This is a genomic window from Porphyromonas gulae, from assembly GCF_000765945.1.
In the GTDB taxonomy this organism is placed as follows: Bacteria; Bacteroidota; Bacteroidia; order Bacteroidales; family Porphyromonadaceae; genus Porphyromonas; species Porphyromonas gulae.
Genome location: NZ_JRAT01000012.1, coordinates 1 through 19,964, shown reverse-complemented (window position 1 = coordinate 19,964; position 19,964 = coordinate 1). Strand labels below are relative to the sequence as shown.

Genomic DNA, 19,964 nt, shown 5'->3' with positions numbered 1-19,964 from the left:
TATTTTTCTTAGCAAAGTTGCCCTATCCAGTACTCCCTGTCTCCGGGAAGAAGGTCTATGACGGGGATTTCCTGTAGGGTGTAAGCTCCGGGGTGTTGGCGCATGGCTGCCCGAGCTGCACAGACCAGTGCTTGTCCGGTCAATGCCGGATTGTTGATCTCCATATCGAATGACATCCGCTGGTTTTGCGTAGAACCGCTCACGCCCTTACGCACCATGTGGACGCCATGCCCCATATCGATGAGGGCATCCACATCATCTACCTGTATCACGTGGGTCTCGTCGTGAGCGAAGTACTCATCTGCTTTGATGGCAGCCGATATCTCCTCCAAGTTGTGTCCCGGAAGCAGTTCTACGTAAACCATGCGGCGATGCACACCCGTTCCGAGTGGAATGGTCATCGAAAGTGCGGCCTTCACGCCGTCTATGGCCTTCACGGCTACAGTATGTCCCATACTCATACCGGGACCGAAGTTGGTGTAGGTGATTCCTTTGGGGACGATAGCCTGCATCAGCGTACGCACCACAGAGTCGCTGCCCGGATCCCAGCCGGAAGCGATGACGGCTGCCGCTCCGCTTTCTCTGGCAGCATTTCCCAGTGATTGGCGCAAGGCCAAAATGTTGCCGTGAATATCGAAGCTATCGGCCGTGCATATTCCTTTTTTCAATATCTCTAAGGCTGTTCGCTCTACTTCCCGACTTGGTGAACATATCAATGCTACATCGACTGCTTCGAGTTGTTCGATGTCCGATACTACGGGGAAAGGTCGAAGCTCGGAGGGAACTTCGGTCGGATTGCGGCGTACGATGCCTGCTATTTCAAAATCAGGGGCTTCATTAAGAGCTTGCAGGGCATAACGACCGATATTGCCGTAGCCTATGATGGCCGCCCGAATCTTTTTGTTGTCTGTCATTTGTCGAATCTGGGGATAGGTGTTTCGCCCCCTTCTCTTATTTGAGTAGTTTGCCTTTCTCTCTGAAGCCTTTGACCACGGCATCGAGCAGACCGTTTACGAACGTTCCGCTCTTCGGGGTACTGAACAGCTTGGAGAGGTCGATGTATTCATTGATTGTTACCAAAGCCGGAATATTCGGGAAGTTGAGCAACTCGGCAATGGCCAGTTGCATGATCAGCATATCCATGTCCGCTATGCGATCCACTTCCCAGTTGATCAGATTTTCACGGATGATACGGCGATATTCCTCTCCGTTGATGATGGCATTGCGCAGTAGGGTGGTGCCGAATACGGCATCGTCTTTCTCCTTATACGCAGGAAGCAGGATAGCCGATGGATCGGTATCTTGGTCGATCCGTCGGATCGTCTTGAGGACGAACTCCTTCACGATTTCGATAGGTGCATTTTCCTGTCGGATCGTTTGGTAGTTGCCATCGGCAACTGCCTGCCGTACCGACTGTTCCACCTCTTCTATGTCGGGAGTCTCCTCTGTCTCGATTTTCTCGATAAGTTGTATTTGATTGTCCCAGAAGATACTATGCTCTTCCATTACTTCTGCCAGCTCTTCGTCGGGAAGGACGATGTCGCGCATCAGCTCATTCCAGAACGAACGGTCGGCTTCGAAGTCGTCGTTGGCATCGGAACCCATGTAGCGGGCGAAAGTCTCGGACGAATGGATTTTTTTCAGCAGGCGTCGCAGAAAAGCTTCTTCGGAACGCCAGTTAAGAGCGTTCTGTTCGGCTCTTACCCACAAAGGTCTGCAGCTTTCGATCTTTTCGGCAAGCCGGTTCTGTACCATGCGCAGATTGGGGTTTTTGTCCTTCTCTGTCGCTAAACGCTTGTTCTTATTGGCTTCGAGGATTTCCGCATGCAGTCTTGTCAGTTCCGGAACTAAGAGGAGGTAGTATAGGTATAGGTCGTATGTCCGCTCCAGACTGTTGAGCAACTCTTTTTCGGCAGATTGTATTTCAGCATCATCTCGATGGTAATACACATATGCTTGTTGCAAAACTCGGGATCGGACAAGTGCTCGATTGATCATTCTTATAATCCTTGAAAAGTAATGTCTGGCAAAGGTAATCAGACGTACTCAAACCCACAACATATTGGCTTTCGGCTTGAAAAAGGCGATGGGACTCATCTCCGAAGCATGATTGTCGTATCAGATCCATCTAACGTTCATGGCAGGGTAGGGATCTGGCATTTTCTCTTCTTTATGTCTAACTTTTATAAGACCATAGTATCCTCTCGCATGAGACCATAGTATCCTCTCACATGAGACAATAATATCCTCTCGCATGAGACCATAGTATCTTCTCATATGAGACTATAGTATCCTCTCATGTGAGACCATAGTATCCTTTCCCTGCTGGTCATACTTTATTCACGATATGGATCTCACAATGAATATCCGAATACCGTGGATGCAATTGTCCCGGAGATGGGAGGTGGCTCGTTTCGGTCGATGCTGCTGTTCGTCCGAGGAGCTGTTTCGGAGAATACGAACCACAAAAGCAAGAACAGTGGTTCGCGTTCTCCAACAAAAGACGCGCGTAAAACTTTTCGTTTTGGCTCATGAATTTTTCACTTCTCGAACCGAAAGAGAAATTTTCTTGCGCCACGTTTTGTGGCACCTCAATCAATGAGATTGACGAGCATGAATTGGTGCGATGAGGGAAATGACCTTCGCTGAAATGCGATGCGAGGAGTGTGGGCAATGCCGCTCTGGCTACTGCGTCAGATTGAAACGGAAGCTGACGCCGAAATTGCTATTCGTGATAGGGAAGGAAGCCGAGCTGACAAGCGGATGGTTCATATCCCAATCGTAATAGGCGCGTAGGGTAAGCATACGGCTGATGTCGTAGTCCGCACTGACGTTGATCTTGTGGCTGATATTGCCATTCGTAGCTTGTGTGTAAGCATCTTGGATCTTGCGAATCAGGGTCAGTGTACGGCTGTAAGCATAGTTCACTCGGACGGTCAGCGCGCCTCCGGTACGCGGAGTTGCAGTCTCATTGTTGTTTCGTCCGCCTTTGGCCTTTCTTGCAGGTCTTGTCCGTTGCAGGCCGATGAGTTTGGCAAAATTATCTGCCTTATAGCTCATCCCTACGGTTATCTGATCTTCGTTCGACTCCACGAGCTGATAAGCCGATAGATTCAGATTCAGACGGCGAGTCTTTCTGTAGTCCGTATTGATCCCCAACCCACTCATAAACGTAACTTCCACACCGAGGAGGGGAGCAAAACTATCTTCGAGACGGACAAATGGAATATCGAAAGGCATGGATGCAACGGGGGTCAGCGTCGTGGGATCCGATGAGTCTTGGATAAAACCCAGATTGCTACCATCGGCCAAACCCACCCAACCGAGGTAAGAGCTATAGCTATCAACGTTGTATATACCACGGTAAGCATGGTTGATACGCACATTTCGGAAGTACTTCTTGAGCAGTTCGGTTTTGCTCAAGCCCGTGTAGCTGACATTCCAGTTGGGGAGAATGGAAGACAATGAGGGGAATGCCGACAGGCCGATTTTTCCCACCGACCTCTGGGTATAAGCACTGAGGAAAGCCGGAATAAGCACGTCGGCCGAGTTGAGGGATACGGCACTGTTTTCCAGAGAAACCGGCTGACCGGCCAGACTGCTTCCTTCCATGAATCCGGAAGAGGGATAAGTGGCTCCATGATATTGGGCCATGATACGCCCTGCGATTATCTCCCGATTTCGCAGGAACTCATTGAAGGCCTCCGAGGCATAGCCCGTTGCTCCGGACGAACTGCTGAACATGCCTTTCAGTCCGATGGTCGTCATCACGAAGTTACCTCCATAAGTGCGCGGCATACCGGCATAGACGTATTGGGTCTGCGTTTGTCGGGTATCGGTTCTGTTGGCTGTGAGGTTGATGCGCAGCTCGCGAATCGGTTCGAGCGTCATCTTGATCTCGAACGAATTGCTCTCCGAGTAGACAGAGGGTGATACGTTTTGCTGCCCACCGATAAGCCAACCTTTCTGCGCAGCTTTGTCCACGAAATCTTCTCCGGTAAGGCCGAAAGCAAAGTCCCATCCCGGTGCCAAAACGCCATCCACAGAGCCTTGTCCGCCGGCAGCTTTGATATTGGGCAAGAATCCGGGCAGATGCAGGCCGGACGATTGCCGGTAGTTAAGGTTGATGCTCTTGAGCATCATCAGGGCGTATACCATCCTTTCGCCTATCGCACCGAATGCAGGAGTGGAACTGCTCTGCCTCGGGGGGGCTACCGTTACATTGATCTCTATGCTGTCATTGTTCAGAATTACGATTGTATTCTTATCCTTGATTTTTGTCTTCAGCGGATACATCTTGCCATCCGGGCCGAGGGCGGACACTCTCACTTTCTTGGAAGCAAAGGTGTGCGTCAGCGTTACCGTAGAATCGGGGAGCAACCGGATTTTCTTGGTCAATGGCTGAGCTGCTTTTTTTACAGGATCCTTTTTGTCCGGATTCGTGATATGCTGCTCTATTCTCTTGAGGAAAGCGGATTTGCGATACAGCGATGTCAGATTGAGTTGCAGGGGAAGTTCCAGCGTCGCCTGATTGCGGATCGTATTCCCGATGATCTGTTCGGTGGAGGTTTTGGCTCCACGATCCCAGTTATACACGGCATTATAGGTCAATGAACCGTTCACCCAATTCAAGGCGGATATTTGGGTTGTAGGCAGGGTATACGATACATTGAATGTTTGGTCGTATGCGATAGGAGTTCCCAATTCGGCAATACTGCGACGAACGGAGTCGCGCCATATCTTATACTCATCGGGAGCGAGCTTTTTGTTCACTTGTACATGCGGCTCTTCGATACGTGCATTGGTCCCGCTGCGGAAGTTGATCCTCAGACTATTGATCGGATTCCAGTTGACAGCTATGGCACGATCCCAAACGAAATTCTGCATGAACGTCACGGGTAGCTTTTCGGCCTGACCCACTCCATAACTGAAGTTGCGCACCTGTTCCTCCGAATAGGAACGGATCATATTGGTCTGGAAGGTGATCTTCGCCGGGAGCGGATTGATGGCAAAACCTTTCAGATAGGTTCCGGCCTTTTTGATTTTGGCAAACGGCTTGATCGGTTTGAGCAGAGGCGAATAATCATATACCATCCCGGCACTCCAGTTCAAATTCGTATTGTACTCCATGTCGGGATTGTGTCGTTCGCTTTTATTATAGGAGTAATTGAACGAGAAGTTCGCCGGATCGTAAGGCATCGGGTGTTTGCTCTTGACATTGACTCTGATATTGTTCAGTGCCAAACTGTGCGTTGTCATACGGTTTTCGCTTAGCCTCCTCAGAGAGTCGCGAGAATTTTTGTCGGGCAGAGCGTCCAAAGCATCTTTCAGAAGGATGTCTTGATCATAGGGATTGTATTGTGGAGATATTTTCTCATCCGATACCGAGTAATAGAAAGGTATGCTGATCTGAGCCTTTTCGGGGAAGAACTTGCCAAGTTCCAAATTGGTGGAAAAGTTGAGTGTGCGCGTATCTTCTATGGCCCGCTGCGTGAGAGACTCGTCCAAAGCACCGAATCCGGCGGTTATCATCTGTCCGCGCATATTCACCGATCCCAAGTCGCTAAGCTGCATATTGATGGTGGTATTGGCAGCCCATCCGCCTTTCTCATCGTAGTCCGTGAGCCTGAGTTCATTGACCCATATCTCGGCACTCTTGATGTCAGTACTGTTATTGCGAATACCGATCATGATAGTCTTGACTTCACTCAGTGTCGGATTTCCCATAACGCTAACGGTATTGCCGGTGTTTTCGGGGTCGGGTTCGGAGAAAAGGCGATAGAAGTCAGCGGCAGGATTGCCTGCGGCTTTCTCCCTGTTGCGTTTCGTCTTAATATCGGTGAGGGCAGACAGTTTGAAGTCGAACATATTCTCCTTAGGCCAAACAGTTTCCCTGTCGTTCTCGCTATTGGTCGAATAGGTACCGAAAGGAGTCAGGCGCAACGGTATGGAGTATTCGTAATAATTGTTCCGGTAATCCGTCCCTAACCGGATGAAGACGGACAGATCTCCATTGCCTGTATGCGTGGCGTCTTCATCCTGAAGGCGTTCGGCATGCGTAAACATCTGCAAACGCTTATAACGCCGCAGATCATAGCCCGTATTCTTATATACGGCACGTGCATCGCCCGGTGCCAGTGTTCGGACTTTCAGGCTCATGGACTGCTCGTTCTGCTGCGTGCTCTGTGCTTGCTGGGGATCGAGCGAACGCAATACGCCCGGAGGGAGCACATAGTTCACAGGCTTACGGTCACCATTCTCCTCTATGTTTACGGTACTTACTTCCAGTTTTGCATTCGAGATCGGTGTCAGGTTGGCCGGATGCAGTTCGCGTTCGTACTGTCGCCAATCGCCACGCACCAATTTGAAAGTCCCGAATCGTAGAATGACCTCTTCAGAAAAGTTCGTCAAGTAGACACGCATGAAGCGGATGGTCTTGAAATCCGTAATGCCTCCGATCTTTCTCTCGAACTCCCGTACCGGGACTTTGAACTGATACCAGGTTATAGTCTCCTTTTTGCCGTTGCGCAGCTCTACCTCCTTGGTACGAGAATCGACAATATAGTTTTGCCCCACAACCATTTTAGAGGGATGCAGCTCCACACGGTACTGGAAATACTTCTCTATCTCGTTGAGCGTATTGTCCTGATTGATGTCTTCCACATCGGGTACCAAGCGGCTGGATACGTTGTATCCGGTAATATCGTTGGTGGCTTCGGCCGAGTTGCCTTCTACTCCGTTGTATTGCTTATAACGATCGAGGATCGACTTGCGTGCGTCATCGTAATCGGCCCCCCGATAGTGGTGAAAGTTGTCCCCACCCGGATCGTTGATCGGGCTGAATGGATCTGCACTCCATTGACCCAGAACATCGGGAGATACGATAGACGTCAGACGGGATATATACTCGGCATATGCCAGGAATTCTTTTTCCTCCTCCGTCGTAAGCCCGTTGAAGCCGACATCCTGTTTCGGACGTGCTCCGGCTGTATTGTCGAAAGCATAGCCCGTTCCCTGACGCTTCGGCACCTTACCCCATACTGTGGTCTCTATGGCAGCGGGATCATCGTTGATGGGCATACCGTTCTCGAAAAACTTCTTTTCGTCTTTCAGAACTTCCTCGGATATTTCACCCAAGTTGATATACATTGACCCTCCCTTGGCAGTTTCTTTGTTGTAGATGAAAGGATCGAGAAGCCAAAACTCTACGTACTCGATATTGGATGCTTCGAAGTCGCTCTGATCTATCTTGCGCATGATACCGCCCCAGTTGGATTGAGGATTAGCCAAACGACCGTCCGACTGCATATCCACCGTATTGAGGTTGTATGGGCCACGCTCAGACGGATAATAGGACATCAGCAGCGTGTGCAGATAGCTATTCATATTGTACGTCTGATCGCGATAAGGGAAAAGCTCGGAGGTCTTCACTTCGCGGACATAATGGTTGGAGAGCTGTTCGAGGTCATTCTTCAAGTGGGCGGGCATACCTGCGGAATTCTCTCTTGTGAATATCGGATCAATGTAGAACCACGATAGTTTGGCTCTATGCTTGCCATAGTCAATATCGTTCGTCAATGATGCTTCCGGGAAAAACACCGGCCCTGCTCCATCTTGAAACGGAGTACTGGAGAGCATCCACGAATACGGATTCATCAGGTCGATATAGCTCTGCGAACTTTCGAAGTCGTCCAGATAGCTATTGCCTTGGGCATATTTACTTTGATAATGTCCGGGGATCAAATGAGCAAACTCAGCGTTTATCGTGATCTCACTGGGTTTTGTCAGCTCCACGAAAGGCAAAAGATCGAGTGCATTCGTCAGCCATTGAGCTTGAGTGCGGTAGTTCAGGTTAAGTCCCCAAAGCGTATTCTTGAGCGACTCGTCTCCAATCACGGATTTGGTTGTCAGTGGCATTTCGCTCAGGTGCATGAAGGTACCGCCGAGGGTGAAGTCTTTGGAAAAGTTGTAGTTCAGATCTATACCGAACATCGTTTTGCGCTGCATATTCATCAGCCCTCGGTTCTCCAGCGACACATTGATGGGAGTTCCCGAAGAGAGAATCGCTTCATTGATGATCGATACGTTGCCGGAGAGGTAGTCTACCGTATAATCCACATTCTCCGTCAGCTTGACACCGCCGGCCGTCACTACGACGGATCCGGGCGTTACGTTGATAGCCCCCAAAGAAATATCTCCACCCGAAGAAGCTTTGTATTCGCCTCTGAAGATAAATTTGTTTTTCTCTGCTACTTGCTGCGCAGCCACTGCCGTCGTATCGTACAGCTCTTGGAAGCAGTACTTTTTCGCCAATACAGGATCGCCAAACGCATCGGCAAGAGTCTTTCCGAATGGCTCCACGGTAGGAAGGATCACAACTCCTTTTTGAGGAAGGATCGTATAGCCATCGACAAAGTCATATGTGCCGTCGGGGTAAGGTTCTTGCTTGGCGTCCAGTCTATCCATGCCCAACACGCGCAGAAGCAGCTGTCCCTTGATCTTGCCTTCGCTGATATATGGCTGGTAGACGCCTGCGCTATCACTCTGGTAGAAAACATTCAGCTTGAACTTCTCTTTCTGCACATTATAAACACCGCCTCCCAACTGATAGGCATTCTTCATCATGAAGTGCCAATACGGCGAGGTCGAACTCATCGCCGTTCCTTTGAGCAGCTTAACGTAGAGGTTCTCCGTGGAATTGTCCGGCCGGTCTGTAGAAAACTCTCCGACCTGATACACCTGACCATTGTACGTATATTCGAATGCTATCCCCAACACCTCATCGGCAGAGAGGCGCATATTCAAACTGATATAGCCGAGAATGCTATTGACTGTGTAGTCCGCAGGGTTCAATAGGCGAGCACTCTCTACTTTTTCGTAGTCTCGCCCTCCTTGCATGATTCCGCCCAACTCCTGCGTTACCTGGTCGATAAAGCGCAAGTTCGGCATCGATAGTAGCATCGGATAGAGCGAATTGGCCTGATTGGCCGGTAGGCCGTTAGTACTCATGGAGGGAGAAACGGATGGCAAAGCTATCTTTTCCGGTTCTCCCAAATCGGTAAAGGCTACTATGTTACGCGTCTGGGTGTTGTCGAAATTGCCTTTCTTGTTGGTTACCCACACTTCCACACGATTGATTTTGACACCTGAGCTGATAAAGGGCAGTGTCTTCATGGCACCATCATAACGATCACGGAAGTAGTGGCCGAAGAAGAAGTGCCGATTCTCATCGTATTGGCCTGCCGATAATTCGAACGGGGTAGTCTGCGCACCACCTTTCGTGCTGACCCTCTTGGTCTCAGCTTCCTGCTGACTGACCACCATATCCACGTCCAATTTGCCGAACTGCATCTTCGTGTGTATCCCGAACAGGCTCGCTCCACCTCGAATCAGAGTGTTGCGCGTATTCATGGATACATTGCCGGCTTCGATCAGCTTGATGATGTCGTCTTCCTCTCCTTCGAAAGCCAACTTCAGCTTCTTTGCATCGAAGTCGAACGTACTCTCCGTATTATAGTTCATCCCGAAGTTGAGCTTCGTACCCACTGAAGCCTGCACGTTGGTCTGGATCTTTTCGCTGAAGTCGAAATAGGAATGCTTGCGTGCATTTTCGGGCAGAGACGGGTTGTTCGTGGCATTGCTCTTAGCCCCCATGGCCACCTCGGCCGATCCTTGGGTACGGAGTTTGACTCCGCCAGGGCCGAAGAGTTTCTCGGCCGGACCGAGGTCGAATGTCATTTCCAAAGGATTGAACCGCTTCTTTCCCTCCTGTTGAGCTTCAAGTCGTTCTTTTTCCATGAAGTAACGGCGGATGGAATCGCGCTGCATATAGCGCAGGTATTCTTCGGGTGTGAAGGGGATGGGACTGCCCAGAGGTTTATCCCCAAGCTTGGTCACAAGCAGATATGTATTGGTCTTCTCGTCGTAAATAAATTCGGTGCGGATGTTATCCGGAGTCTTCAGGTCGAGTGGATAGTTGCCATCCAGATAGCGGTAGTCTTTGGCTTGGGTCTTCTTGACGGGGAAACGAGTCGTATCGGCCGGAGAGGGAGTTGCATAGTGATTGCCGATAGCTGTCCGGGCAGGTACGGAGCCATTCGCCGGACGCCATGTGGCCAAAGCAAGGCCGGCGATTATGGGCAGTAGAGCTGCAAGTAGCCGAATGGGTTTGTTTTTCTTTTCCATTATCAAGACACCCGTGATCCTTCTTTGTTTGAGAAAAGGCTATAACATTCGTAATGCTCGCTTGATAATATCTTCGACAGCCAAAGACGAATCCTCGGAGAGAATGGACTTGACCGCTTTGCGTATAGCCGGATCGGCAAAGCCAAGCATCTTCAGGGCACTGATGGCCTCTTCTCCCGAAGCTATGGTATTCAGAGCGGCACCGCCTACAGCCGTCCGTGCAGACTGGATCTCGTCAGAGGAGGTTTCCAGCTGGATCTTACCTTTCAGATCCACGATGATACGCTGAGCCGTTTTCAGGCCGATGCCCTTCACCGCTTTCAGCGCATCGGCCTGTCCTGTGGTGATGAGTGCGGCCAGTTCTTGAGGAGCATAGGAGGATAGGATGAGCCGTGCCGTCGTAGGACCGACACCGCTGACGGAAGTCAGTTGGCCGAAGAGTGTGCGTTCTTCTTTCGTAGAAAAGCCATACAATAAATGGGCATCTTCTCGGATCAGTTGTGTGATCCAGATGAGTCCCTCTTTCTTCCCCTGATAGGCAGAATAAGTGGTGAGCGAGACATTCACATCATAACCCACTCCCGCACACTCGATCACGAGGTTCGTTGGCGTCAAACCGACTATTGCTCCCTTGAGATACTCTATCATTGCATGCTACACAGACCGAGGGCTTTATGTGTGGCTTCTTGGATCACTCGGCGAAACATTCCACAAAGTCTCCGGTCAAATTACTTTTACATGACTTTTTTTTCAAAAGCCACATAGTGTTGTTGTTTATACTACAGGAAACTAACGCAAAAGTAGGGAAAATGTTGTATCAAGTCCGTTTGTAGTGGTATAATACGAGGGGTAGAGGCATCTATTTTATTCCTCAAGGATACGCGAGAGCACAATGATATAATGAGTAGCCGAATTCACTGTTGAGGCAATCGAACGGCAGAAAAGAATATTGCTTTTTCTCGCAACGAAAAGTCCGTTAGGCTTGCATCGGATTTGAATGGGGAGATATTGATGCGGTTAGTCTGGGAGAACAAGTTTTCGTTTGGCTGTGATCGTATCTATTCGGATACGATAGATGGCGGTATGGGGCATACCGCTTTCAACGGCCTTATCGAACAAATCCATTTTCTCCGCCGTGTACTTCTCACAGATCAATCGTAAGGCATGCACGCACTCCTTACGATCTTCTACACGAACGACTCGCCCCCTGACTATAGCACTCTCGAATTCGGTGGTGAAAATTCGACTCAGCATAGAGCCGGATAAGGGAGCGCTTCCCTCTTTCAGTGCTTCCAGCGTTTCCGTACCATATACATCGGGTACCTCCACTCGGCCTACAAATACAATGGTGGCCGAAGGCTCATGGGTGAATAATTCGACTTTGTGTCCGGCACGTGCCGAATGGAAGTATAAATTCTCCCCATCGCGTACGATGGAAAGTGGCAAGGTATAGGGCGTATGGTCAGTATCCAAGACCGAAAGGACACCATAGGCTGCCCGATCAATCACTTCCAAACCGAATTCTTGGCTCATTTCTCGATCTTTACGTCGCATGATGAATGCCTAAAACAAGGGTTACACTTTGTATTTTCCAATAGTAAATGCAACACCCTATAAACAAAAACACGCCGAGGGATAATCGTTCGGGGTGTGAAGCCAATCGTTTAAATTCGTGTTGCAATGCATAAACAACTAACCTCGGAGCAAAGGTATACAATTGCCTGCCTACTCAAAGAGAACGTGTCCATCAGGAAGATCGCCGCAATGATCGGCGTTGCACCAAGAAATGAAGGGGGCAGCAAGAAGAGGGCTACTGAAGACCATTACCACGGACAACGGGACCGAATTCTCTAGTTATGAAATCATTGAGAAGGCACTCAAAATACCGGTGTACTTTGCCCACCCCTACTGCTCTACAGATAAACCTCATGTCGAATTATTCAATAAACTCGTAAGACAATACATCCCTAAGAAGATGGATTTCAGGCAAATAAGTCAAGATATGTGTATCAAAATACAACACAAAATTAATCGAAGACCCAGAAAAGGGCTAGGATACCTAACGCCAAGCCAAGTTTTAGGACTAACTTAGATCAACAAGGTTGCGCTGGAAGGGGGAATGTGCCCATGCGAAATTCGATTCCCCATGGTTGGAGGTTTTTGCTATATTTGCCGGCAGACAAAGCACCCAGCAAGAGGATATAGTTCTTCAAAAGAAAACTTATCTGCTTGATATAGAGCAATATTGACAAACAGTTTACGACTAAATGACAACGAATATGCACACTGCTTCATACATCATTCCCTATTTCATCAGGCCGATTTTACCCCATCCGTGTCTGTCATACCACTGCACTATTCGGACTAAACAAGAATATCCCTATGACAAATAAAGAGGAATAAGGCTTCCATAGTCCCCTCAAACATGTAAGGCACCCACTGAGTTCCCTGTAGAATTTGGTGGGTGCCTTTGTTTTATCACCTTCCGAAAAGACCTTTTTCAGCCTGTGATTTATATAGAAATGAGTTTCGATCTATATATAAATGGAAAACGATTTATATACAAATCGCAAACGATCTATATATTTATCGTAAATGATTTGTATATAGATCGTTATCCTCTCTTCTAAAAGTCATGTTTCGACTTGAAAAACCTCTTCTTTTTACCTTTTTGACTTCAAAAACCACGTTCATTCAGATGCTTATTTAGAATCATTCCAAACTCATCTTCGTTGTTGAAAACTTTTTTCGTGTGTGTTTTCAGTACAGTAAACATGCTGAGAAAGGAGAGACACGTCCTCCGGACAGCGATACGATTCTTATATCGCTCATCAGAAGCAAATGGTATGTGTTGCTCTCTGTGCTGAACTTTCAATTCAGTCTCGTTATGCCCGCTTTCACTTGGTATCTTGTCGGATTTGGTCTTGATCTCGAAATCGGGAAAACCGGATAGATACAGTGCTCAAGAAAGTAAATAAGTACCTTTGCGTGCAGTGAAGCAGTATACCAACTCTAAGTCGTAATGCCATGGATAGGCTGACAAAAGAACAACGCCACAGAAATATGTCTCTGAACAAAGGAAAAGGTACTAAACTGGAAATTTTGTTTGGCAAGCTGTTGTGGAATGCCGGAATCAGGTACCGAAAAAATGATAAGGAGATTTTTGGAAAACCGGACTTCGTGATTAGAAAGATGTATTACTTTGAAAACTTTCACAATAATATATTCGCATTATGAACAATTGGACTAGAGAAGAAACGATTATTGCATTCAATTTATATTGTAAGATAGATATTAGAAATAGCCATAAAAACCATCCCCTAATAATAAAATATGCTAAATTATTAGGGCGTACTCCGAGTGCTTTAAATATGAAGATTGGCAACATTGCACGGTTAGATCCCGATTTAAAACAAAAAGGAATTTCAGGTTTAACACATGGCGCAAAATCAGAACAGTTAGTTTGGGATGAGTTTTATGGAAACCCAGATCTGCTTGCATATGAAAGTGAGAAACTAATCGCTATCTATTCTCAAAAGAGCATTGAAGAGTCCACTGGAATTGAAATGATGGATTTACCGAATGGAAAAGAAAGAGAAGCTATTGTAAAGCAAAGAGTCAACCAATCTTTTTTTCGTTCCACAGTACTAAATGCTTATGATTATCATTGTTGTATATCAGGGATTAGTATACCGACTTTGTTGGAAGCATGTCATATTATAGGATGGTCAGAAGATAGTTCGATTAGAACAAATCCACAAAATGGGCTTTGTATGAACCCCCTATTTCACAAGGCTTTTGACAATTTGCTCGTAACTATAACTCCAGATATGATTATTGTTATTTCAGAGGAAATGATTACAAAGGTTGCAAAAGCTTCTTTCCAAGATTATTTACGAGGACTGAACGGAAGGCAGATTATGCTGCCAAATAAGTTTATGCCTCGTAAAGATTTCCTCAATATCCATTATGAAAGATTCAAAAAAAGATAACCTTATGAATTCAGAATACATTAATCAAATTTTATTTTTACTTCAGAGGGAGAACAAGATTCAAGATTTTTTTTATCCTATTATCATGATCCTTCGGGAAGACAAGGATGGAGATATTAAATACAGCTTACAAGATAGAGATGTTGTCATACAGACACCGACTGCCAAAGAGCTTTTGCGAGTAGCTGCATCAACATTTTTGGTAGAGGCAGAGAAGTTGCTTAAAGCGATAAACGAAAACAATGGCGCATTTGCTGTTCCCTACATAGAAACATTCATGAATGGTATTTATTGCCATTCATTGAAAGCCAAATCATCAGATAAAACCGATATCAGAATCATTCTGCATGATCGTAGAACAAAGATGAACTCTGAGATGGGATTTAGCATCAAATCTCAATTAGGCAGTAACTCTACATTGTTGAATGCGAGCAAAGCCACCAACTTCAATTTCAAAATAAAAGGTGCAAAATTTTCAAACCAAGACATCTGTGAAATAAATTCGTTGGGTTCCAAGAAAGACAAAGTGATTAAGCGTGTAAATGCGATTAAAAAGAAAGGAGCTACATTGGTATTTGACAAAGTCGATAACCGTATATTCCGCAATAATCTCATTATGTTGGATGGAGATTTGCCCATGATCATAGCCAATTTGCTATTGGAACAGTTTAATAGCGGCATCTCGACCTTGAAAGAATTGGCAGAGAAACTTTCTGAGGTTAATCCATTGAATTATGATATAACCCAATCATCGCCTTTCTATACTTATAAAATCAAACATCTTTTAACCTCTGCCGCATTGGGTATGATGCCGGCTACTCCATGGAGTGGCATATATGATGCAAATGGCGGATATTTGGTCGTAAAGAAAGATGGTGAAATACTTTGCTATCATTTCTATGATCGTAATAGATTTGAAGATTACTTATTTTCAAATACTTATTTGGAGCGATCGAGTACCACTCGTCATGAGTACGCATCAATAATTAAAGAAGTTGATGGAAGTCTTTCATTTAAGCTCAATTTCCAAATCAGATTGAAATAAGAGGACAAAAAGCAGTCAATTCAATCATTTGACCCCTGCTTATTTATCTTTTATGTCATTGGCCAATACGACAGTGGAATCTGTCACAAATAGTAACTTGAAAGCCGATGATATAAAGCATGAAAGAAAAAAATTACGCATTTTTTACAGATACGGCAGGAACGTAATCCAAAAAAATCGTGTATATTTGTGCCCGCTAAGCCTGCCGAGCAGGTGCGGTATGCGGCTGTGGTGTAATTGGTAGCCACGCCAGACTTAGGATCTGGTGCTTCACGGCGTGCGAGTTCGAGTCTCGCCAGCCGCACCCAAAAAGAAGAGAGTGTGTCAGTAAATCGCTATTTCGAAGCGATTTAAACACACTCTCTTCCTGTTTTATTGGAGATATTACAAAGAATAAAGGTCCGTGTTCAGGCCGGAAGGGATGCTATATATCCACGCATGGCCGAGAAAACAGCGCGGAAATAGCTTTTGAAAGATTGGGAAATCGTCTTTAGGGGATCAGCAATGAACCATCGCCATAGCTCAGGAAGCGATAGCCCGATTCGAGGGCATGGTGGTAAACAGCCTTCCAATCCTCTCCGATGAAAGCAGAGACAAGCAGCAAGAGGGTACTGCGCGGTTGATGAAAATTGGTAATCATGGCATCGACCATCCGATAGCGATAGCCCGGAGCAATAAGAATCTCGGTCGGAAAAATCAGCGTTTCGACTCCTTGCTCGTCCATCCAATCGAGTATTATGCGGATGGTCTCACTACGAGACAGGGTTGCATCTTCATTCTCATAGGCTTCCCACTGATTGACCTTTAAGGACTCTTGCGGTGTATGCGGTCCGATCGAGAGGCTTCTCCCCAGCCAATAGAGGCTTTCGAGTGTTCGTACGGAGGTTGTTCCGACAGCAACGATGCTACCCTGCCAATCACGCAGGGCTTCCAGCGATGAACGTTCGATGACTATCAGCTCGCGGTGCATCCGGTGTTCACCGATAGTCTCGCTTTTGACGGGACGGAAAGTGCCGGCTCCGACATGCAGGGTAACATCCACAACCGGAGTGCCTTGAGCTCTTAGCCGTTCGAACTCCTCCTCCGTGAAATGCAGCCCGGCCGTAGGTGCTGCCACCGAACCCTGATTTTTGGCATAGACGGTTTGGTAGGTTTCCAAGTCCTCCTCTTCGGTATCCCGATTGAGATAGGGGGGAATAGGGAGGATACCGGCCATTTCGAGGATTTCGCCAAAGGTGTAGTGATCATTTTCCCAGCTGAAACGGATATATCCATCTGCCGCAGGATCGTGAGAGGCTGTCAATAAGATGCTATCGCCATGCGGAGAAGAGATCTCCATCTGCAAGTCGCCTGACCGCCATCTTTTGGCATTGCCTACCATACAGTGCCAGACGCAGGAGCCACGAGCTGTGAGCGAGAGTTCGTACTGTGCAGGGCTGACAGGTTCGAGGCAGAATACCTCGATGGTCGCTCCCGTGGACTTGCGAAAAAGCAAACGGGCACGAATGACACGGGTATTATTCCTGACCAGCATACTGCCCGATGGCAGTACTTCCGATAATTGGGAGAATACGGCATCTTTTATCTCACCCTTGTCATAAACGAGCAGTTTACAAGCATCGCGCTGTGGCAAAGCATGTTTGGCAATCCGTTCTTCGGGCAGGGGATAGTCGTAGTCGGCAATGGAAATATCCGTGGTTGTAATCATCGTGGTATGATATTTTGCGCGGCAAAATTAGCAAATACTACGGCCGAACATTCTCTTTTCCCAATGGTTAAGTCGGTTCTTACATATCACAGATCGTTTACCTTTGTCACTGTATGAACTACAGACGATCAAGAACCATGCTGACGATCCGAAACTTCCTCCTCTATTGCTGTCTGTCGCTGATAGCATTTGCTGCCGATGCACAAAGCTCTGTCTCTTCGGGTAGACGACTGACAGAATATGTCAATCCCTTTATCGGAACGGCCAATTACGGCACCACGAATCCGGGAGCAGTATTGCCCAATGGGTTGATGAGCGTTACCCCTTTCAATGTCAGCGGATCGACAAAGAATCGCTTCGACAAAGATTCGCGTTGGTGGAGTGCACCTTATTCGGCCGACAATAGTTACTGCATCGGTTTCAGCCATGTGAATCTGAGTGGAGTAGGCTGTCCCGAACTGAGCGGAATGCTGCTGATGGCCACTTCCGGTACGTTCGATCCTGACTACCGCCACTACGGCTCTTCGCTTAGCCGAGAATATGCCCGACCGGGAGAATACAAGGCGGTGCTGGACAAATACGGTATAGATGCAGCCGTGACCGTAACCGAGCGGACTGCTTTGACCGAATTTGCTTTTCCCGAAGGAGAAGGCCATATCCTGCTGAATCTGGGACAGGCCCTAAGCAATGAATCGGGAGCCTCTGTTCGATTCTTAAACGACTCTACGGTGGTCGGCAGCAGGATGATGGGGACGTTTTGCTACAATCCGCAGGCGGTTTTTCGTCAGTATTTCGTCTTTCAGGTGAGTCGGCGACCGATCTCTGCCGGCTATTGGAAGAAGCAGCCGCCTATGACGGTGGAAGCCCAATGGAATTCGACAGCAGGAAAATATAAGCTGTACGATGGCTACAGGCGTGAGATGAGCGGCGATGACATCGGTGTCCGATTCTCGTTCAACTGCGATCAGGGGGAAAAGATCTATGTACGATCGGCTGTTTCATTCGTCAGCGAAGCCAATGCGCTCTATAATCTGGAAGCGGAACAAGGGGAGGTATTCAAAAATGCCGGAGGGAATCCGGCCAAGGCTTTCTCCGCTATACGCTCCCGTGCCATAGAACATTGGGAGGAAGTCCTCGGTACGGTGAAAGTGGAAGGAGGTACACCGGACGAAAGGACGATATTCTATACCGCCCTCTATCACCTGCTGATACATCCGAATATCCTACAGGATGCCAATGGGGAATATCCTATGATGGGCAGTGGCAAAACGGGTATTACGGATCATGACCGCTATACCGTATTTTCACTTTGGGACACGTACCGCAACGTACATCCGCTGCTCTGTCTCCTCTATCCGGAGAAGCAGTTGGACATGGTACGGACACTGATCGATATGTACCGAGAGAGCGGTTGGTTGCCGAGATGGGAGCTGTACGGACAGGAGACCCTGACGATGGAGGGCGACCCCTCGCTTATCGTCATCAATGACACTTGGCAAAGGGGCCTTCGTGCTTTCGATACGGCAACGGCCTATGAAGCCATGAAAAAAAATGCTTCTTCGGCAGGAGCGACCCATCCGATCCGTCCCGACAACGACGACTATCTCACCCTCGGCTTCGTACCGCTTCGCGAACAGTACGACAATTCCGTATCGCATGCGCTGGAATACTATCTGGCCGACTGGAATCTGTCCCGGTTTGCCCACGCACTTGGGCATAAAGAAGACGCAGCTCTATTCGGAAAACGCTCGTTGGGCTACAGACACTATTATAATAAGGAGTATGGTATGCTGCGTCCATTGCTGCCGGATGGATCATTCCTCACTCCTTTCGATCCCAAACAGGGTGAAAACTTCGAGCCTAGTCCCGGTTTCCACGAGGGCAGTGCTTATAACTATGCCTTTTTCGTTCCCCACGATATACAAGGGCTTGCCCGGCTGATGGGAGGAGCAAAGGTTTTTTCGGAAAGGTTGCAGAAAGTCTTCGATGAAGGATATTATGATCCGACCAACGAGCCGGACATGGCCTATCCTTACCTCTTCTCCTATTTCCCCAAGGAAGCATGGCGAACGCAGAAATTGACCCGGGAGTTGATAGACAAACATTTTCGCAATGCTCCTAACGGCTTGCCCGGTAATGACGATGCCGGTACGATGAGTGCTTGGCTTGTCTATTCCATGCTGGGATTCTACCCCGACTGTCCGGGCAGCCCCACCTATACACTGACCTCGCCGGTATTCCCCCGAGTTAGGATTCGGCTCAATCCGCAGTATTATCCTCAGGGGGAGTTGGTCATTACGACCAATACAGAGAATCAACCGACAGATTCCATTTACATCCATACGGTTTCTCTTGGCAATAAAACACTTCCGCATGGAACAAGGCATATCAGCCATGCCGATTTGGTGCGCTGCGGTCACCTCCGTTACGAACTAAGCAATCGTCCTCGATAAAGCCGAAGTTGCTTAGGATTACAAGCATATACCTGAGTTTTTGATACAGAAGGTTGCAACTGCATCCTGAGACTGTTGCATGGGAGTTTCATCAAGCTCTTTTGCTGCAGAGCTGATTCTTAGTGTCTTCGGGAAAGGTCAAACCTTCGGTATATGGACACAGCAAGCAAACAGAAATTTCATCAAGTTTCCATTCTGCACGATGCAGGACGCGATTGTCAGCTGATTCTTGCTCCCTGCATGATGCAGGACGCGATTGTCAGCTGATTCTTGCTTCCTGCACGATGCAGGACGCGATTGTCAGTTGATTCTTGCTTCCTGCACGATGCAGGACGCGATTGTCAGCTGATTCTTGCTCCCTGCACGATGCAGGACGCGATTGTCAGCTGACTCTGCTCCCATCAATACGCTAACTATCAGCTGTTTGCAACTATTTTATAGGACTTTCATTGAAGTCTTTTGCCGCAGAGCTGATTCTTAAGTGTTTTTCAGATTACTTGAGGTTTGCAGAGAGATCGCATGAAGCTCTCCTTTCTTCGTCAAATCAATGCATGTATCTGTCTTGATCGATATGAGGGGGG

At 47.7% G+C, this 19,964-nt stretch carries 12 protein-coding genes and 1 tRNA gene; 7 read left to right on the top strand and 6 right to left on the bottom strand.

Annotated elements, in window-relative coordinates; translation table 11 throughout:
- Positions 1–8: 8 nt before the first annotated feature.
- The 5 genes from HQ49_RS03625 to HQ49_RS03600 all read right to left on the bottom strand — a co-directional run bounded on the left by HQ49_RS03625 (position 9) and on the right by HQ49_RS03600 (position 11,718).
- Positions 9–914: a diaminopimelate dehydrogenase gene (locus HQ49_RS03625; protein WP_039418510.1), complete on the bottom strand. Its 906-nt coding sequence runs from the start codon at positions 912–914 to the stop codon at positions 9–11.
- A 37-nt stretch (positions 915–951) separates the two neighbouring features.
- The gene (gene nusB / locus HQ49_RS03620; RefSeq protein WP_235290053.1) at positions 952–1,965 is read right to left on the bottom strand and encodes a transcription antitermination factor NusB; all 1,014 of its coding nucleotides are present in this window, start codon (positions 1,963–1,965) and stop codon (positions 952–954) included.
- Positions 1,966–2,685: 720 nt separating this feature from the next.
- Positions 2,686–10,185 carry a T9SS outer membrane translocon Sov/SprA gene (gene sov / locus HQ49_RS03615; protein ID WP_039418507.1) on the bottom strand — a complete coding sequence of 2,500 codons (7,500 nt, stop codon included), beginning with the start codon at positions 10,183–10,185 and terminating at the stop codon, positions 2,686–2,688.
- A 39-nt stretch (positions 10,186–10,224) separates the two neighbouring features.
- The gene (gene ruvA / locus HQ49_RS03610) at positions 10,225–10,833 is read right to left on the bottom strand and encodes a Holliday junction branch migration protein RuvA (RefSeq protein ID WP_018964383.1); all 609 of its coding nucleotides are present in this window, start codon (positions 10,831–10,833) and stop codon (positions 10,225–10,227) included.
- Positions 10,834–11,202: 369 nt separating this feature from the next.
- Positions 11,203–11,718: a pyridoxamine 5'-phosphate oxidase family protein gene (locus HQ49_RS03600; protein WP_230587233.1), complete on the bottom strand. Its 516-nt coding sequence runs from the start codon at positions 11,716–11,718 to the stop codon at positions 11,203–11,205.
- 147 nt (positions 11,719–11,865) lie between these two features.
- On the opposite strand from HQ49_RS03600, the gene HQ49_RS12600 reads away from it, so the two are divergent.
- The 6 genes from HQ49_RS12600 (at position 11,866) to HQ49_RS03570 (ending at position 15,526) form a co-directional block, all read left to right on the top strand.
- Positions 11,866–12,039, top strand: coding sequence for a helix-turn-helix domain-containing protein (locus tag HQ49_RS12600; protein WP_080745543.1), 174 nt, complete (start codon positions 11,866–11,868; stop codon positions 12,037–12,039).
- Positions 11,972–12,277: an IS30 family transposase gene (locus HQ49_RS12595; RefSeq protein ID WP_052073438.1), complete on the top strand. Its 306-nt coding sequence runs from the start codon at positions 11,972–11,974 to the stop codon at positions 12,275–12,277. Before HQ49_RS12600 ends, HQ49_RS12595 begins: the two co-directional genes overlap by 68 nt.
- Before the next feature lie 935 nt (positions 12,278–13,212).
- A complete protein-coding gene (locus HQ49_RS03585; RefSeq protein ID WP_052073437.1) occupies positions 13,213–13,422 on the top strand; it encodes a PDDEXK family nuclease in 210 nt (69 codons plus the stop codon).
- Positions 13,419–14,177 (top strand): HNH endonuclease, encoded by a 759-nt coding sequence (locus tag HQ49_RS03580; protein ID WP_039418502.1) that lies wholly within the window; start codon positions 13,419–13,421, stop codon positions 14,175–14,177. The genes HQ49_RS03585 and HQ49_RS03580 overlap by 4 nt, the downstream gene beginning before the upstream one ends.
- On the top strand, positions 14,155–15,222 hold the full coding sequence (locus HQ49_RS03575) for an HpaII family restriction endonuclease (protein ID WP_052073436.1): 1,068 nt from the start codon (positions 14,155–14,157) through the stop codon (positions 15,220–15,222). Before HQ49_RS03580 ends, HQ49_RS03575 begins: the two co-directional genes overlap by 23 nt.
- 222 nt (positions 15,223–15,444) lie before the next feature.
- Positions 15,445–15,526 (top strand) — tRNA-Leu (locus HQ49_RS03570).
- Between the two features lie 186 nt (positions 15,527–15,712).
- Here HQ49_RS03570 and HQ49_RS03565 read toward each other — a convergent pair.
- Positions 15,713–16,930 (bottom strand): S-adenosylmethionine:tRNA ribosyltransferase-isomerase, encoded by a 1,218-nt coding sequence (locus tag HQ49_RS03565; protein WP_039418500.1) that lies wholly within the window; start codon positions 16,928–16,930, stop codon positions 15,713–15,715.
- Between the two features lie 137 nt (positions 16,931–17,067).
- On the opposite strand from HQ49_RS03565, the gene HQ49_RS03560 reads away from it, so the two are divergent.
- On the top strand, positions 17,068–19,383 hold the full coding sequence (locus HQ49_RS03560; RefSeq protein ID WP_039418499.1) for a GH92 family glycosyl hydrolase: 2,316 nt from the start codon (positions 17,068–17,070) through the stop codon (positions 19,381–19,383).
- Positions 19,384–19,964: the final 581 nt, after the last annotated feature.

What these genes read in the sequence shown, in the direction of transcription:
- HQ49_RS03580 (WP_039418502.1), top strand. Translation starts at nt 13,419, where the DNA reads ATGAACAATTGGACTAGAGAAGAAACGATTATTGCATTCAATTTATAT.
- HQ49_RS12600 (WP_080745543.1), top strand. Translation starts at nt 11,866, where the DNA reads ATGCATAAACAACTAACCTCGGAGCAAAGGTATACAATTGCCTGCCTA.
- sov (WP_039418507.1), bottom strand. Translation starts at nt 10,185, where the DNA reads ATGGAAAAGAAAAACAAACCCATTCGGCTACTTGCAGCTCTACTGCCC.
- HQ49_RS03585 (WP_052073437.1), top strand. Translation starts at nt 13,213, where the DNA reads ATGGATAGGCTGACAAAAGAACAACGCCACAGAAATATGTCTCTGAAC.
- ruvA (WP_018964383.1), bottom strand. Translation starts at nt 10,833, where the DNA reads ATGATAGAGTATCTCAAGGGAGCAATAGTCGGTTTGACGCCAACGAAC.
- HQ49_RS03575 (WP_052073436.1), top strand. Translation starts at nt 14,155, where the DNA reads ATGAAAGATTCAAAAAAAGATAACCTTATGAATTCAGAATACATTAAT.
- HQ49_RS03565 (WP_039418500.1), bottom strand. Translation starts at nt 16,930, where the DNA reads ATGATTACAACCACGGATATTTCCATTGCCGACTACGACTATCCCCTG.
- HQ49_RS12595 (WP_052073438.1), top strand. Translation starts at nt 11,972, where the DNA reads ATGAAGGGGGCAGCAAGAAGAGGGCTACTGAAGACCATTACCACGGAC.
- HQ49_RS03560 (WP_039418499.1), top strand. Translation starts at nt 17,068, where the DNA reads ATGCTGACGATCCGAAACTTCCTCCTCTATTGCTGTCTGTCGCTGATA.
- HQ49_RS03600 (WP_230587233.1), bottom strand. Translation starts at nt 11,718, where the DNA reads ATGAGCCAAGAATTCGGTTTGGAAGTGATTGATCGGGCAGCCTATGGT.
- HQ49_RS03625 (WP_039418510.1), bottom strand. Translation starts at nt 914, where the DNA reads ATGACAGACAACAAAAAGATTCGGGCGGCCATCATAGGCTACGGCAAT.